The sequence below is a fragment of the Gallalistipes aquisgranensis genome (assembly GCF_014982715.1).
Classification (GTDB): domain Bacteria; phylum Bacteroidota; class Bacteroidia; order Bacteroidales; family Rikenellaceae; genus Gallalistipes; species Gallalistipes aquisgranensis.
This window is the reverse complement of the sequence record NZ_JADCJY010000001.1, coordinates 1,160,423-1,175,891: the sequence shown is the minus strand read 5'-3', so window position 1 is coordinate 1,175,891 and position 15,469 is coordinate 1,160,423. Positions and strand designations below refer to the sequence as shown.

The window sequence follows — 15,469 nt, the reverse complement described above, 5'->3', positions numbered from 1 at the left end:
GTCAGTTGTTCGGTTTGTCATTATGAGTGAAAGGTACGAACCGTGTTATCACGAATGCAGGGACCGTGGCCAGCATCACGGTGACGAAGAACATCCGGTAGCCCAGCGCATCGCTCAGAAAGCCCGAGACCATGCCCGTCAGCATGACCGAAAGGTTCATGATGCCCGAGGCGAAGGCGTAATGGGCCATCTGGTGCCGTCCGGGCGCCACTTGTTGCATCATGAAGAGCGTGAGACCCACGAAGCCGAAGCCGTAGCCGAAATATTCCACGACGATTCCCCCGCCCACGAGCCACATCGACTGCGGCTGGAACCACGCCAGAAGCGCATAGACCGCGAACGGAATGTTGAAAATGCAGCACAGCGTGAACAGCGTCCGCCGCAGGCCGCGGCCTGCGATGTAGTATCCGGCGAGCAACGATCCCAGAAGAAACGCCCCGGCGCCGAACGTGCCGTAGTACAATCCGATCTGCCGGTTCGTCAGGCCCAGACCGCCCGATGCGGTATCGGCCTTGAGGAACAGCGGCACGATCTTCATCACGAAACCTTCGCCCAACCGGTAGAGGATGATGAAGGCGATGTAATACCAGATATGCCGTTTGGCGAAGAAGGCCGCGGTCACTTCCCGAAGGCCGCGCAGCCCCTCGCCGGGCGAATGTCCGCCTGCACCGCCGCCCGATGGCAGTACCCGGCTGTGGTAACATCCCAGTGCGACGAGCGCGGCGCACAGGATGACGAGTACCGCCGTCCACGAACGCACCGAGGCATCGTAAGCCGAGGCGCCTTCCTCCGAAAAATTTTCGCAGAGCCATCCTGCCAGCCACACCAGTCCGCCCGTGGCAACCAGTTTCGCCAGGTTGTAGAACGCACCCTGCCAGCCGATGTATTTCGCCTGGTCGGAGGTCGATAGTTCGGCCATGTAGACGCCGTCGGCGGCGATATCGTGTGTCGCGCCGCTGAAGGCAGCCACGGCGAAGAGCGCCACCGTCACGGCGAAGAATGCCGGCAGATGGAGAGCCAGTGCCGCACAGCCGAACATCGTGCCGCTCAGGAGCTGAGTCGCCACGACCCAGAATTTTTTCGTGCGGAACAACTCCAGAAAAGGGCTCCAGAGGAATTTTATCGTCCACGGCCACATGATCAGAGAGGTCCAGAATGCGATCTCGGTGTCCGAGACGCCCAGGTCCTTGAACAGCACGGCCGAGACCATGTTCAACACCACGAAAGGCAGACCCATGGCAAAATAGAGCGTAGGCACCCACGTGAGAGGTGAGGTCCGAAGTGCCTCAGATCGTTTCATACAATAAGGATACTATCAAAATTGAAAGACAGGCGCCGACGTTTCATGCTCCTGTATTCATAAATACCGGTTATAGATACAAAAATCGCCCTCATCGGAGCAATTTCCGATGAGGGCGAAATCTTACTATCGGATCTGTCTGAGAACATTTCTGCTTTCGGGACACATCGGGTAGGGAATAGCTCCGCAGTTTCAGCGGACTTCGATTTTCAGCTGCGAAACAGGATAATTCGAGTCGGTAATCGTTATCCGCTTCGCGTCGATCGCACTTTTCTGTTCAGCCGTGACATAGAGCGTTTTGAGATAGTAGCTGTTCAGACTGACGCTCTGGATGGCCGGGCACCCCGTAATGTCAAGCCACTGAACCCGGTCGTACGAATCCAATGTCACTTCGATAATCTTCACCGTATTGCCCGATACAGTCAAAGATTCGGCTGCCTCGTAAGGACTCGAGCAGTAAAGTTTGGAAAGTACGACCCGTCCCTCTGTGATAGGAGCATCTCCCAGTTTCAGCACTTCCAGCGGAGCTCCACTCAGATATGAACGCCATCCGGATATCATACTCTCCCAAGCGATGGTTGTCAGTTTCGTATTGCCGCTCAGGTCGAGTTCCCGGATCAGATTTTGTGAAATTCCGTTTGGCTCGAGGGTCGTAAGGTTGGTGAATGCCTCTATGCCCTTCAGCGATACAATGCCTTTCTGGTAAAGATCGGGCAGCTGCGTGGCGGCCTTGCCCGTTTCCGTCAGGAGGCATTCGGCCCCGTCGAGTACGGTGATATAACCGGCGTCTACCAGAATCTGCCGGAACTTCTCGTCCGGGAATTCAGTTCCTTTCGGCCTTTCGCCCTGTATGACAGACACCTCGGCAGACAACGACGGTGCATCCGTCAAGAAGTGTATGAATCCCGAACGGAAAGGCTCTTCCGTGGCTTCGACCTTGAAGACGAGCTCTTGTTCCTGCAACTCCTCTGACGGGGTAGCCGGCGTTTGCAACGTGATCCAGTCAACTGAAGGTTCTGCCCGGAAAGGCAGGTTGCTGCGTACGGTCACACGTATTTCATCCCCTTCTACGGGTACGTTGAACGACGTTTCGCCGACTTCAAGCAGCAGGTTCCGTTCCTGCCGTATCGTCACCTCCCGCTCGTCGCCGTCCGTATTGGTCACGAAGAGCTTCGCGTCACGGGTAAGACCTGTCGTGTTGGCATCTACCGTGAAGTAGAAAAACGAGAGCGCGGAACGTGTTTCAACGCGATGTATCCAGGGTGTCTCCTCTTCGAAACGGCAGGAAGTATTTCCCGTGGATTCGACGCGGAGACGGAATTCACCGCCCTCTGCCGGCAACTCATAGCTGTCGCAATCCATGTCGAGCACCGAACCGCCTTCCTGCGTGACGGTCAGATAACGCTCTTCGCTGCCGCACATGAAAGTGAAACGGACTTTGCGCATCTGCTGGTCCGGATTCGGTTCGACCGTGAAGGATACCGTTTCCCCTCCGTTGCCTTCCGAGGCAGAGGGAGTACACCACTGTTGGCGTCCGCCGAGCCGCCAGCGGGCACTGCTGGAAACAGTCACCTGATTCGTCCCGTCCGACAGAGCCGCACCGTCGGCGTCGAACGCGAGCGTTTCGGCAGAGAGCTGAAGCGTCTCCGCGGAGGCGGGAGATGTTGCATCGCCGTCATCGTCGCAGCCGGCGAAAGCCGCAACCGCGACGAGCATCCATAATATCTTTTTCATAATTGCGTTTTCATATTAGAAATACTACACTTTGTCCCCTGTAATACCGAACTCCGGCTACCAGTCTTTTTCATGTCTGATACCCGACCACAGGGCTTCGTCGTCATAGATATATTTTGCCACATCGTTCAGCGGAGTCATCTGTCCGTTGCCCGGCTTGAGGTTATAGACCATCTGAACGCCGTTGCCCATCCGCCGGTTGTACTGCAGGTTTTCGGGAGAAGATTCGTATCCATAGGTCATGTCGAGCGATCCTTCACCCACCTGGCGGCGCGACAACCCGAGATGAGGCAGCGTACTCCACAAGGCACCGTAATCGCTGTAAACATAGTCGATAAAGTCTCCGGGCCGGACCCCTTCGACAGCCTTTTTGAATCCGTAATTGGCCTGTCCGATCTGGTAAAGCATCACCAACTTGTCGGGCATCGCCATTTTTACCTCGTAAAGCAGGCGTGCATAAGGATCGGGGCCGTATTGCACGCATCCGGGCCACAGGTTGTCCTTATGTTCTTCGTATTTCGAATACTCGTCGTCGAAATCGACCCCGTCGAGCCCGTAAGTATCGACGATCGTACGTAAATCGTGTGCGAAAGCACGTGCCGCCTCATCCGACAGATTGGCTACGCCCGAGCCGTCGCCATTGCCCAGAATCGTCAGGCAGACCCGGATGCCGGCCTCCTGCAGCGGAGCGAGGTAGATGGCACGGTTGTCGAGAAGGTGGCGCACGTTGGGATTCAACGTGACGCCCACACGCCGTTCCTCTTCGATCCAGTTGATATTGGCTGCGAAGATGTTGACTATGTCGATAAGCGGTTTCCCGCTCCGTTTGCAAGTCCATTCCAACGCATTGAGGGGGTTGTTGTCATTCACTTCGACATAGCAGACGGTAATCATCCCCGTTCCCTTGTCCGTCGAGGGCCGTTTCCCCTGTACCTGTACCCAGAAAATGTAGGTTCCCTGGGAGGCCGACACCCCGACCCCTTCGGTTTCTGAGACGAGTCTCAGCGGCACGGCGTAGGTTTCACCTTCTGCGAGGGTGCCGCCGGGGGTTATACCGACACGCAGCGGATCGGATTTCACGCTTTGGGGCCCGACCAGCAAGGCGCCGTCGGCCTCCAGATCGACATTCGCCTGCGGAACGGCCCCGAAGGATGTTCCGTTGGCTTCGTTATATTCGTTCAGGACCTCTGCGTCATACACGAATTTCAGGTCGACGGCTTTCCCGGCAGCGGAGCCCAGGGTCACGTATACCTCGCCCCAGACGGGCTCGTCATAAAGCCGCAGCGTCGCACCGGCTCCGCCTTGCGGATTGTATACCGAACAGAAACACTCGCTGACCGTCTCGATGCGTCCCTCGTCGATTCCGTTGGGACGGATGTCGTCCTCCGTACACGAGATCAAAACCAACGCTGAAAGTCCAGCCGTAAGACTCTTTGCAATATTTCTTGTGTAATTCATAGCGAATCTTTTTTGAATCATCGATTAGTTGATCGCCCCGGCAGACGGGGCTTCGGGCAGCGATACAGGATTCCACTTGAGCTTTTCGTGCGCCGTGCCGTTATTGTTGTTACCCGTATGGTCGCGGATGGTTTCGCCCGATCCTTCGTCGAACTTCCAGTAGGCTACAAGACCTTCGCTCCCGGGATCGACTTCATAAACGTTCGCCGCGATCTGTTCCTGCGTACGCACGATATTCCAGATACGTGCCTCGCAGATTTCGCCGTGAAGCTCGCGTCCGGCCGTGTACGAGTAGCCGATGTTGAAGAAATGCTTTTGCTGCTGCGTATCGATTCTCGGCTGTCCGAAATTGATGGAAAGAAACGAGTTGCCGCTCTTGTCGAGGGCTACTTCGCCGTTGATGTAGACGACCAGGCGTCCTGTAGATACGTCGCATGTCACGGCGATATGGGTCCACTCGTTCGCCGGGATAAGACACGTAGCCTTGTCCGTAAAGTTGGCTGTGGCAGAGGCGCTGGGCATGACGACCTGAAGCTGGTTCGGCTCCAGCCCATCGTCGCTGATGCGGATGAGGCAGTGTCCTTCGATACCCATTACCGTTTTGATGCCGGGTTCGAGTACGTAGTCGCTGCACCGTATAAGTGCTTCCATCGTTATGGCGTTCAGTCCGTTGAGCACTCCGCACGATGCGCTCTCGCCATCGAGCACTTTGTCGAAGGCTATGTAGTTACTCTCCTGGAGGTCCGCCACGACATTGATGAGAGCCGCACCGCGCAGCACATAGTAGATCGTGCGGGCACTTTCGAGCATCGCCATCCCGTCGGCTTTTTGGAGTGTGACGGGAAGCACGTGCAGTGCTTCGGTATCGAGTTCGCCGAGATTGTGGAAACGCACCGTCACATCGGCTGAACGGTTCGTTCCGGCCGGAATGGAGGTCTGGCCGCCCACTATCTCGTAATAGTTCTCAGGCAATATCGCGGCCTCTTCACCCGCTATGCGGTTGTAATCCGCCACCCGGCCGGCATCGGCATCGAAGAGCAGGCCGATCTCTTTGTCAACGGGTTTGGGTGTCGCTGCATGGAACGAACGCTCGTCCGATTCGGTGTTCTGTTTGACGAGCAGCGTCGCCACGTTCGTGTTTTGGTCGATGAATACCTTGTTGTCGAAGTCTCCGTATGGAGCCGGTTTCTTATCGCATCCCGTCATCGCCGTCAATGCCCAGACCGACAACAGGAGAACTGTATGGAATCTTTTCATATCCGTTTAATTTTTAGGAGAAGGATTGAGCACTTCGATAGCTTCCTTCGTATAATAGTAGATCATTGCAGAGTTGTAGTAGTCATACTGCACGTCCATGATACCCACTCCGGCCTTGCCGATATCTTCCGGCAGAAGGAGCCATTCGGCTAGAGCTCCGACAGCACGCACTGAAACGCCCGAAGCATCGGCCAGGTATCCCGTGTCGTCGGTCGCCGTTGGCGGTACGGCGGAGACGAGCCACAAGAAGCGGTCGGAGGGAATTCCTTCGGCTGCACACATGCGGCGTGCACGGATGCCGAAATCATATACCGATTCGGCATCGAGACAACGAACCACGAGGTAGTCGCAAGCCGTTACCGCAGACCTGTCGCTCAGATACTGAGGATTTCCCTCGAAGAGAATGAGTCCTTCGGGATGTTTTTCGCGCCATCCGGTGAGTGCCTGGGTTATTACAGCGTCAAGAGCCTGCTGTGCCAGAAGTTCCTCTTCGGTGGCAAAGGCCGGGTCGGTAGGTTCGTAACAGAGGGTAATGCCATCGAGGCCGTCTGCCTCGATCTGCCCCATGCGCTCGGCCAGGGCGAAGGCGAGCAGCTCCTCCGGTTTCTGTGTGCCGTCATTGCGCGCCAGCACGTTTTCGCAGTTGAAGGCACCGATCACTTTCGTGCCCTTTTCACGGAGTGCTCCGACCTGTTCGAGTTCCTCTGCCGTAAGGCGTCCTTCGGCCGTCAGTGCCACGATGTCCACACTGTCGGGTACGTCGGCAAAAAAGCCGCCTCTGCTGACGGGATGCTTGTCCGAATTGTCGAACCAGACGATCATCCGTTGGTGGTCACTGCTTTTATATGCACGCAGCGATGAGAGATAACGGGCATACTGTTCCGGATTTCCTTCGCCGAAAACAGGTTCCGAAATCCCGATCTTCTCGTTCTCTGTCCATTCGTCGCACGAGACGCCCGCCAAAGTTCCGAGCAGAAGCATCGCGCCGTAGAATATGTTGCTTATCGTTCTTTTCATGGCTTGAGTAATGATTTATTTCTCCTTGCAGTCCCACCACAGACGGGTGGCCATGTTGTCCGGGCCCCCAAGCAGCGAAACCGCTTCGTTGATATGCTCGTTGTTTTCCTGATACTCCTCCACCGGATAGGGCATGCGGTTCGCATAGCCGCCTTTGGGAATGATGCCGCCGCTACGGTTGTTGGTGGCAGGCATCAAACGCGGATAGCCCGTACGACGGAATTCGCACCATGCTTCAAAACCTTCCGGAAAGATCGCCAGCCATTTCTGGGTAATAATTTGTTCGAGGTTCGTCTCGAAATCACCCCGCGTATCCCATTTGATGGTTACGGCACTCACTTCCGATGTATTGCTCTCCTTGCCCAGCGGGTCCACATAGGACTCGGGCAGCGATCTCCCGTCAGCGATATAGGCATCGTAGTCGCCTGAAAGCCCCCACTGCTCGAACGAGAGGCGTACCCCCTCTTTGTACCAGCGCTCGGCATCGGTTTGCGAGCCGTACCAGCCTCGCAGGGCGGCTTCCGCTTTCAGAAAAGCCACCTCGGCGGCATTCATCCACATGAGCGGCGTCGTGTAATCGACCACCATATTGGAATAAAGAAGCGATTCGGTGGGGATACTGATACCCGAACGCAGGCCGATATAACCGTTCTGGATACCTCCAGTGAAGGTCGAACGGGTAAAATATTTCGCTCTGCGGGGGTCCTTGTATCCGTTCATGTACGAGGTAATGTCGGCAGAAACGCGCGAATCTCCACCGTTATAATCATACATCACGACTTTGAAAGGATTATTTTGGGTCGGAATCTGCGCGTTGTCGGCATTCGATTCGATAACGCCGCCATTCTCCGCTGCAAGTGCTTCGCGTACTGCCTGTTCAGCCTTGTCCGGAGCCGCATAGCTGATGCGCATTGCCATACGCAGTTTGAGTGAATTGGCGAACAGAACCCACTTCGACAGATTGCCCGCATAGATTTTGTCCGAGGTCGCCTTGATGGTCTCTGCCGAATGGTTTCTCAGTATGGCCAAAGCACCGTCGAGATCCTTGAACAACTGTTCATAAACCTTCTGCTGCGAATCGTAGGGTGAGGTAAGTGCATCGCCGGCCCCGATTTGCGAATAGGGAATCGGACCATACGTGTCGGTCACGCGATGTACGGCGGCTATGCGAATCACTTCGGCCAACGCGAGAGCCACTTCATCGTCGGAATTAACCTTCAATTTATTGTAGGCCGTATAAATCTCGGGAATCACGCGGATGAGCATCACACGCGTCCAGTCATTGGTCGGGTTGAAGGTAGAGATGCGGGTGGGAAGGCCGGGGTTGGAGTCGGCCATATATCCGCCGAGCGCACCGCCTAACACGATGTCGGTGAACTGGTGAGTGAGGACGTCGAGTGGAATAACCCATCCCTGAAGCCCCGTCAGAATCGACGAAACGATATAGTTGTCGTTGTTCATGTCGTCTTTCGAAGCAGCATAGGGATCGGAATTGATATCGTCGAAGTTGCCCGTACAGGCGACAAACGATGCCGCCGGTACCAGAGCCAGGGCCAACCGGAGGGATGTCCTGCAAATGGATATTTTGATCTTCTTCATAGCTCTTAAAATTTGAGTCGGAGGTTAAAACCGATGTTACGGGTCGAGGGCATCATAAAGTAGTCGATACCCTGGTAGTAGTTGCCCGTCGTGGCAACGGATTCGGGATCGAACGGAGCTTTGTTGTAAATCATCCAGAGATTACGTCCCACGAGTGAAAGGGTGATCTCGCAGACGTCGCCCAACTTCTTTTTAGGGATGGTATATCCGATCGAAGCCTCCTGCAGCCGTACATTCGTTGCCGAATAGGTGTAATACTGCGGAATGCTCTTTCCGCCCACGACTTCGTACCAGTTGTAGGCCGGCAAGAGTGATCCGCCGTTGATTGCCACGCCTCCGGCGTCGCGTGCTATAGCCGAGTCTTCCGACACGCCATAATAATCGAGTTGTGCCTGCGTGGCGGAATAGACGATACCGCCGAGACGGGCCGAAACCATGAAGCCGAAACGGAAATTTCCGTACCGGAAGTCATTGCGCCATGCCATGTTGGCTTTCGGGAAAACCGAACCCAACTTGATATCATCCAGATTCTCGGAGACAGTGTATATCTGATTGTTCTCATCGACGTAAACGTGACCATTGGCGTCGCGCTTGAGGTCGATGATCGAATAAAGGTCTCCCAGCGACCCTCTCTTCTTGAGGATGAAGTGAGCCTGATTCAGTCCGCCGACATCGAGGCGATCCTTGGTAATGAGCTGTCCTGTCTCGGGGTGGCGATAATTGTCCACCAATTCGAGAATCCGGTTCTGGTTGGCGCTGAACGTGAAATTCGAACTCCACGAGAACTTGCCCCAGTTGTTGTCGTATCCCAATGCCAGCTCGACGCCCCGGTTCCGGACCGAACCCGTCTGAACATAGAGCGTCGAGTAACCCGATGATACGGATATCTGCGGGTCGAAAGTCTGGTTGTATGTCTTCGTATTGTAATAGGAGGCATCGAGGTTGAAATGTTTCAGGAATCGCATCGTAAGACCTACCTCCCACGAATCCGTACGTTCGGGTTTCAGGTCGTAGAAAGGATAGTTGGTTTCCGTTTTCCACACTTTGTTGTCGGCATCCCACACATAGACGGGATTGGCCAGAAAACGAGCGAACGGAAGACCCACCGAAGCCCATGAACCGCGCAGTTTGACGTACGAAAGATTTTCCGGCATATTGGGGATGAGTTGCGACAGCACCACCGAAGCGCCGATCGAGGGGTAGAAGAACGATGACGAGACAGACTGCGGGCCCGCCAGTTGCGAAGGCCAGTCATTACGGCCTGTAAGAGTCAGATAGTAGGCTCCTTTGTACCCGATTTCGGCCGAGGCGAAGACCGACTGGTATTGTTCGCGCCAGCCGGACTGCTCGCGGGACACTCGGGTATCGTCAAGCTGAAAGACATTGAACAGGTTGGCAATACCCGATTCCATGATGGGACCGCGGTTCTTGAAGGCATCCTGCCGGATGTCCGAAATCACGGCACCTATGTTGGCCTGCAACGACCAATTTTCACCGAACGTTTTGTTGATGTTGAGCAGCACATCCCCATAGGTCTGCCGGTCTTCGGTCTTGGTGATACCGTACAGTCCGTTGCTTGAACCCTCGATGAGAGTCGAATTCGACGTGGCATAGAACTTCTCCGTGAAATCGGTCACTGCATTATCAATCCGGATGCGGCCCGAAATCGAAAGCCAGTCGAGAATCTGGTAGGAGATGTTGGCGTTGAGCATGTAGCGCCGCTTGTCGTTCTCACGCAGGTTGCGATAGTTGATCCAGTAAGGATTCTGCATCGTCAAATTACCGGCGCCGATCCATTCGTCCCAGTCCTGCACCCAGATGTGGCGCTCGGGGTCGTAACGTTCAAACATCTGTACGCGGTTCCAATCGTTTCCGCGCGGGAAAAGATAGGCCGACACCAATGGATTGGCGTATGTGCCTTGATTGACCATGTTGCGGTCATTCTGCATGACATAAGAGGCCCCGAGGTCTATGGTCATGCGATCTTTGAGCAAAGAGGTGGTGTTACGGGCCGTGAAATTGTAACGATCGTAATTGTTGTTGGGTACAATGCCGCGGGAATTGACCGCTGAAGCCGAAAGGTAGGTTTGATTGCGGTCGGTTCCCGTCGACAGAGAAACGGTCTCTGTGCCGACAACGCCTGCCTGAAAGTAGTCGCTGCGCGGGGAATATCCCGTACGGTCCGCCGAGTGAAGCCGACGGCCCCAACTCATCAGCGTCTGTCCCTCTGAAGCATAAAGGTTGCCCGTACCGTAGGTGTTTTGGAATTTGGGCATCACGAATGGCGATAGCACTTCGGTATTGCTGGTCACAGTTACGGATGTGTGCCCTGCCATGCCTTTCTTGGTCGTGATGACGATGGCTCCGTTCGAAGCATAGCTGCCATAGAGAGCAGCAGCCGCAGCACCTGTCAGTACCGACACCGATTCGATATCCTCGGGGTTGATGTCTGCCACGGCTTCCGACGTTCCTGTGGAGCTGAACTCTGTGCCGCCTTCACCTCCGAGGTTGTACATCGGCACACCGTCGATGACGTACAGTGCATTCGACGACTGGTCGATACCTTTCGTGCCGCGCATGACGACCTTCGACGCACCACCCACACCCGACGAGGAAGTGTTGATGTTCACACCTGCCACTTTGCCGTTAAGCGCATTGACGAAGTTCACATCTTTGTTTCCGATGATCTCCTCTGACGAAACCTGCTGCACGTTGTAGGAAAGCGCCTTTTCCGAACGTTTGATGCCCAGGGCCGTTACGACGACGTTGTCGATGGCCTGGGCCTCCTCCTTCAGCGTGAAATCGATCTTCACACGCTGACCGACAACACTCTCTGCTGAAGTATAACCCAGGCAGCTGACGGTCAGCACGGCCGTTGCAGCAGGTGCGGGAACCTTCAGAGTGTAGGAACCGTTGGCATCCGTGCTCGTGCCGGTCGTCGTACCTTTCACAAGGACGGTTGCACCGACCACCGGCGCTCCCTTTCCGTCCAATACACGGCCGCTGACCGTGGAAGGCTTGTCGGAATCGGAAGTGGAAGCGGCCAGGGATAGCAGAATGTTGCGCCCCTCGATGTTGTAAGCGAGCCGGGTACCCCGCACCAACTGGTCGAGAACCACTCGAAGCGGTTGTTTCTCGGCATGGATGGAAACAATTTCCGCGGCGGCATCTACACCCTCGCCCAGCATGAAAAGATAACGGGATTGTCCTTCTATAACGGAAATGGCTTTGGAAAGAGGGACCTTATCCAGATTGACGGTCAGCAGTGTATCCTCGGCCCTGACTGTCAATGTACACAAACTCAGACAAACACATAGCAGCGCCCGTCCGATCAGTCCCTCGACTTTGCGAAAAACTTGTTTTTTATTCATACATTTGTAGAAAGAATGGGTAATAGGTTTTGTAGTCTTCCGATTGCGGAGCCGATTACCGGCCTGCGGGTCTGCCAACCCGCAGGTATTTTTTTGTGGCTCCCTGCCGGCATTCAACGGATTCAGGTCATATGGTCAAAATTTTAAGTTAGTTATAAGTTAGTTATGCGGTAAGGATTTCTTGCTAATGGATCGTGATGACGTTGTTTTTCAGATCGTGCGTGAACGTAAAATCCGAAGTGTATTGTAATACCCGTAGTGCATGGTCAATGCCGTCGGAGATACGGATCTTCCCGCTCTCGAAACCGATGACCGGCATGGTCCGGCGGGCGATTTCAATACGCACGTTGTAGGCTTTTTCGAATTTCCGCATCAATTCTTCGAACGACTGGCCGCGGACGCTGATCAACCCTTCCGTCCAACATACGGCATCGAAATCACGTGCTTTACCGACGGCGAAACTGCCGTTCAGCCAATGCGCTTCATCCCCGGAGTTCAGCACGACTCCGGTCCGCGTTCTCCGTTCGGTCAGGCGGAGAACCCCTTCCAGCAAAGTCGTCGAAAAACTTTGCGATTCTTCATCGGCGGCGACATTGAATCGGGTGCCCAGTACCTCCACATCGGAAGCGAATGTCCGCACGATAAACGGGTGTTCCGTATCGTGTTCCACCTCGAACATCGCTTCACCCGTGAGTTTTACCATGCGTTCATGACGTCCGAAGACTGTCGGATATTCGAGGCGGGCTCCCGAATTGAGCCAGACACGGGAACCGTCCGTCAATGTGATATTCAACCGTTGTCCAGCCGGAACCGTCAAAGAGGTGAGTTGCGACGAAATCTGATCGACGGTCCGAAGATGCGCCAGATAACCGGCTCCGAAAACGAGCGCTACCGCTGCGGCCACTCCGGCCATGCGCCGTATGACACGCGGAAAGCGCTCCGCAAGCCATACCTTTACGAATTTACCGTTCGGTTCCGCCGCTATTTCCCCGAGCTCCTGATCGTATATCTTTGTCATCTCGAAGACGAAACGGATGTCCTCGAACTCTTTTACATGCTCGGGCGAGGCATCCAGCCACTCCACAAGTTTTTCTTTTTCCGCATCCGAACTTTTGCCTTCAAGATATTTCAGTATATCCGTAGATTTCATTCTAAATATTATTTACTCATTTTCCGGATTTTGCCGACCGTTCCGGCTGTCATTCTTTTCAATCCTTTTATTTATATTGCATAAAAAAGGTAAAAGGACAAAAAACGGATGTTTTTTTACAAATAAATATTTTTAGAAAATATCCGAAATATTTTAATAATTGCCGTATATTAAAAATTTTGCATATTTGCAAAAACAAATCCCTGTTATTTTCAGGAAACGACCGTCAAAAAAATTATGTAACTTTGACACGACAAATCAGCGACGAAATACGCTCGAAAGCATGAGTCCCGATACGGAAATATTCAACCGGCTCTACGTCAGATACCGGACCAATTTCATCGTCATAGCCCGGTCGTATGTGGAGGATACGGCCGTGGCCGAAGATATTGTCACGGATTCTTTCGTTTCCTGGTGGCTCCGCAGAAACATGCTTCCCGAGGATACCGACCCGCGGCGGTACATCGTGGGAACGATCAAAAAACAATGCCTGGAGCATCTGCGTTCCCTTCGGATACACTCCCGGGTCCATAAGAACCTGCAGAACGCAAACGAACGTATGCTGGCATATCATCTTGCCAGTTTGGAAAACAATACGACCGAAGAACTCCATGCCGAAGAGGTCGTCGAAATTATGCGACGGCGATTGGAGTCCATGCCTTCGCTGATGCGTGATGTCTTTCTTGCCAGTCGTACCGAAGAATTGAGCATCAAAGAGATCGCGGAGCGTTTCCACATTTCCGAACGCAGGGTAAAATACGAACTTAAAAAGGCATTGGACGCATTGAAAGAGGCGCTTAAAGACTATCTGCCGGCATATATCATCTTTTGTACTATCGACTTGCTCCTGCGACATTTCCGGTAGATTCGATGGACCGGAACCTTCCTTGAGTCATCCGTTCTGGTGCTTTGATAATAAACGCGGATACGGCCGAACCCGTTAGGGATCGAGTTCGGTGCAGACGATAATGGTGTGGAAGGATAGCTGTGTGGCGGATTATTTTCTACCTTTGCCAGGGAAAACAAGTGGGTTATGAGTGCAAAAATCAACAAGACGAATGCCGCCCGGCTGCTCGACCGGGCGGGGATCGTATATCGTCTGGTGCCCTATGAAGTGGATGAGGAGCATCTGGATGCAGTTCATGTGGCAGAACAGTTGGGCGAGGATATACGCTATGTTTTCAAAACGTTGGTCCTTCGAGGCGACCGTACGGGAATCTTCGTCTGTGTCGTGCCCGGGAATGCCGAAGTCGATCTGAAACTGGCTGCAAAGGTTTCCGGAAACAAGAGTGCCGCCATGATTCATGTCAGAGAATTACTGCCTCTCACGGGTTACGTGCGGGGTGGCTGCTCGCCGGTGGGCATGAAGCGGGACTATCCCGTTTTCATTCACCGGAGTTGCCTCGACTGCGGACATATTTACGTAAGTGCGGGAGTGCGGGGACTTCAGATCGAGGTGGCTCCGGCGGATCTGATCGGATTGGTACATGCCTCGGTGACAGATCTTTTCTGACCGTTATTCGAAGAGAAACTTGAAGGGTGGCGCGGGTGCGAATTCGCCGGCTGCATCGCCCGCATAGATCTCTCCGCCGGTGAGTGTCAGTTTACGGACGGGAGCTCCGGCAGAAAAGTCGAGTTTGTCGAACGACACCCAGAAGATGTCGGGGCTCAGAGTGGATTCGAAATAGTATATCCGGTTTTTCTGGTCCGATACGGTGCGCCAGCGGGTCGAAGCAATGTTCGGTTGGTCGGGCGTGGTGATGCCCAGGGGGACTGATACGTTCCGCATGACACTGAACACTCCTGCCACGGCCAGATGCGGATCGGAAGTCTGCGTAACGGCATTGATGTAGAACGATGCTCGGACGAAACGGTCCGAAGCCCGGTTCGTACCGGGGAGCATGACCAGACCGCCGATCTGCTGCCAGTAGTCGTCGAGGGTGATCTGGCGGTCATAACTGGGGGAGTTGGTCATTATCTGGTACTGGCGTCCTTCGTGAATGATCAGTTTGCCGTCCAGGTACTCGAAAATGGCGCTGTTGCCTGTGGGATCGGAGATGGCCAGATGCATGGTGGAGCGGGCGCCGTTGGGCATGTCGGGGGCGTCGATGCGGAACGTGTCTCCTTCGAGTGCGGCGACGGCTTCCCGTACCGTGGCGAAGTTGTCCAGCACGTACTGAGCCCAGATGCTGATGCCCAGCACGGGTCGGGTGTCGTCCGGTCGGGTATAGACCGACTCGGTCAGGTAGAGCAGGTTGGCTACGAGCCCTTTTTCATTCATGCCGTCCGAGGTGCCGATGTCATAGCCGGCGGCGATGACACTGCCGTATTTCGAAATCCAGTGCAGGGTTTTGCCCGAATCGGCACCCGAACGTTCCATGCCCCGGGGAAAGAGGTAGAGATTGGTACGGAGATCCTCTCTCCAGTCCATGGTGCGTCCCGTGACCACCATTCCGTCGGGACCGAGGTAGACGGCCCGGGTACAGCCCTGTATAGGTGTGTGGGAAGTCGTGAGTAGCAGGGCGGCGGCTGATGCGCCCAAGTAAGCGAATGTTTTCATGTCGCGATGGATTTGGTCGATTC

11 protein-coding genes are annotated in these 15,469 nt (G+C 54.5%); 2 read left to right on the top strand and 9 right to left on the bottom strand.

The genetic code is table 11. The features are described from left to right. Window position 1 precedes the first annotated feature (1 nt). The 8 genes from INF32_RS04585 to INF32_RS04550 all read right to left on the bottom strand — a co-directional run bounded on the left by INF32_RS04585 (window position 2) and on the right by INF32_RS04550 (window position 12,886). Window positions 2-1,300, bottom strand: coding sequence for an MFS transporter (locus tag INF32_RS04585; RefSeq protein WP_226387227.1), 1,299 nt, complete (start codon window positions 1,298-1,300; stop codon window positions 2-4). Between the two features lie 192 nt (window positions 1,301-1,492). Then, window positions 1,493-3,034 carry a BACON domain-containing protein gene (locus INF32_RS04580; protein ID WP_226387226.1) on the bottom strand — a complete coding sequence of 514 codons (1,542 nt, stop codon included), beginning with the start codon at window positions 3,032-3,034 and terminating at the stop codon, window positions 1,493-1,495. A 57-nt stretch (window positions 3,035-3,091) separates the two neighbouring features. After that, window positions 3,092-4,492: a BT_3987 domain-containing protein gene (locus INF32_RS04575; RefSeq protein WP_226387225.1), complete on the bottom strand. Its 1,401-nt coding sequence runs from the start codon at window positions 4,490-4,492 to the stop codon at window positions 3,092-3,094. A 24-nt stretch (window positions 4,493-4,516) separates the two neighbouring features. Beyond that, complete coding sequence (locus INF32_RS04570; protein WP_226387224.1) at window positions 4,517-5,749, bottom strand: DUF1735 and LamG domain-containing protein; 1,233 nt, start codon at window positions 5,747-5,749, stop codon at window positions 4,517-4,519. Window positions 5,750-5,755: 6 nt separating this feature from the next. Then, complete coding sequence (locus INF32_RS04565; protein WP_226387223.1) at window positions 5,756-6,766, bottom strand: glycoside hydrolase family 18; 1,011 nt, start codon at window positions 6,764-6,766, stop codon at window positions 5,756-5,758. 15 nt (window positions 6,767-6,781) lie between these two features. After that, entirely contained in the window at window positions 6,782-8,365 is a 1,584-nt protein-coding gene (locus INF32_RS04560; protein ID WP_226387222.1) for a RagB/SusD family nutrient uptake outer membrane protein, read from the bottom strand. 5 nt (window positions 8,366-8,370) lie between these two features. Then, window positions 8,371-11,736, bottom strand: coding sequence for a SusC/RagA family TonB-linked outer membrane protein (locus INF32_RS04555; RefSeq protein WP_226387221.1), 3,366 nt, complete (start codon window positions 11,734-11,736; stop codon window positions 8,371-8,373). 184 nt (window positions 11,737-11,920) lie between these two features. Further along, window positions 11,921-12,886, bottom strand: coding sequence for a FecR family protein (locus INF32_RS04550; RefSeq protein ID WP_226387220.1), 966 nt, complete (start codon window positions 12,884-12,886; stop codon window positions 11,921-11,923). Window positions 12,887-13,169: 283 nt separating this feature from the next. Here INF32_RS04550 and INF32_RS04545 point away from each other — a divergent pair, with 283 nt between their 5' ends. Together INF32_RS04545 and ybaK are read left to right on the top strand one after the other, a co-directional pair. Then, window positions 13,170-13,751, top strand: coding sequence for an RNA polymerase sigma-70 factor (locus tag INF32_RS04545; protein ID WP_226387219.1), 582 nt, complete (start codon window positions 13,170-13,172; stop codon window positions 13,749-13,751). Between the two features lie 168 nt (window positions 13,752-13,919). Next, window positions 13,920-14,399 (top strand): Cys-tRNA(Pro) deacylase, encoded by a 480-nt coding sequence (gene ybaK / locus INF32_RS04540; protein ID WP_226387218.1) that lies wholly within the window; start codon window positions 13,920-13,922, stop codon window positions 14,397-14,399. 3 nt (window positions 14,400-14,402) lie between these two features. Here the strand turns inward: ybaK and INF32_RS04535 are convergent, their stop codons facing one another. Next, the gene (locus INF32_RS04535) at window positions 14,403-15,446 is read right to left on the bottom strand and encodes a linear amide C-N hydrolase (RefSeq protein WP_226387217.1); all 1,044 of its coding nucleotides are present in this window, start codon (window positions 15,444-15,446) and stop codon (window positions 14,403-14,405) included. Between the last annotated feature and the right edge of the window lie 23 nt (window positions 15,447-15,469).

What these genes read in the sequence shown, in the direction of transcription:
- INF32_RS04585 (WP_226387227.1), bottom strand. Translation starts at nt 1,300, where the DNA reads ATGAAACGATCTGAGGCACTTCGGACCTCACCTCTCACGTGGGTGCCT.
- INF32_RS04580 (WP_226387226.1), bottom strand. Translation starts at nt 3,034, where the DNA reads ATGAAAAAGATATTATGGATGCTCGTCGCGGTTGCGGCTTTCGCCGGC.
- INF32_RS04575 (WP_226387225.1), bottom strand. Translation starts at nt 4,492, where the DNA reads ATGAATTACACAAGAAATATTGCAAAGAGTCTTACGGCTGGACTTTCA.
- INF32_RS04570 (WP_226387224.1), bottom strand. Translation starts at nt 5,749, where the DNA reads ATGAAAAGATTCCATACAGTTCTCCTGTTGTCGGTCTGGGCATTGACG.
- INF32_RS04565 (WP_226387223.1), bottom strand. Translation starts at nt 6,766, where the DNA reads ATGAAAAGAACGATAAGCAACATATTCTACGGCGCGATGCTTCTGCTC.
- INF32_RS04560 (WP_226387222.1), bottom strand. Translation starts at nt 8,365, where the DNA reads ATGAAGAAGATCAAAATATCCATTTGCAGGACATCCCTCCGGTTGGCC.
- INF32_RS04555 (WP_226387221.1), bottom strand. Translation starts at nt 11,736, where the DNA reads ATGAATAAAAAACAAGTTTTTCGCAAAGTCGAGGGACTGATCGGACGG.
- INF32_RS04550 (WP_226387220.1), bottom strand. Translation starts at nt 12,886, where the DNA reads ATGAAATCTACGGATATACTGAAATATCTTGAAGGCAAAAGTTCGGAT.
- INF32_RS04545 (WP_226387219.1), top strand. Translation starts at nt 13,170, where the DNA reads ATGAGTCCCGATACGGAAATATTCAACCGGCTCTACGTCAGATACCGG.
- ybaK (WP_226387218.1), top strand. Translation starts at nt 13,920, where the DNA reads ATGAGTGCAAAAATCAACAAGACGAATGCCGCCCGGCTGCTCGACCGG.
- INF32_RS04535 (WP_226387217.1), bottom strand. Translation starts at nt 15,446, where the DNA reads ATGAAAACATTCGCTTACTTGGGCGCATCAGCCGCCGCCCTGCTACTC.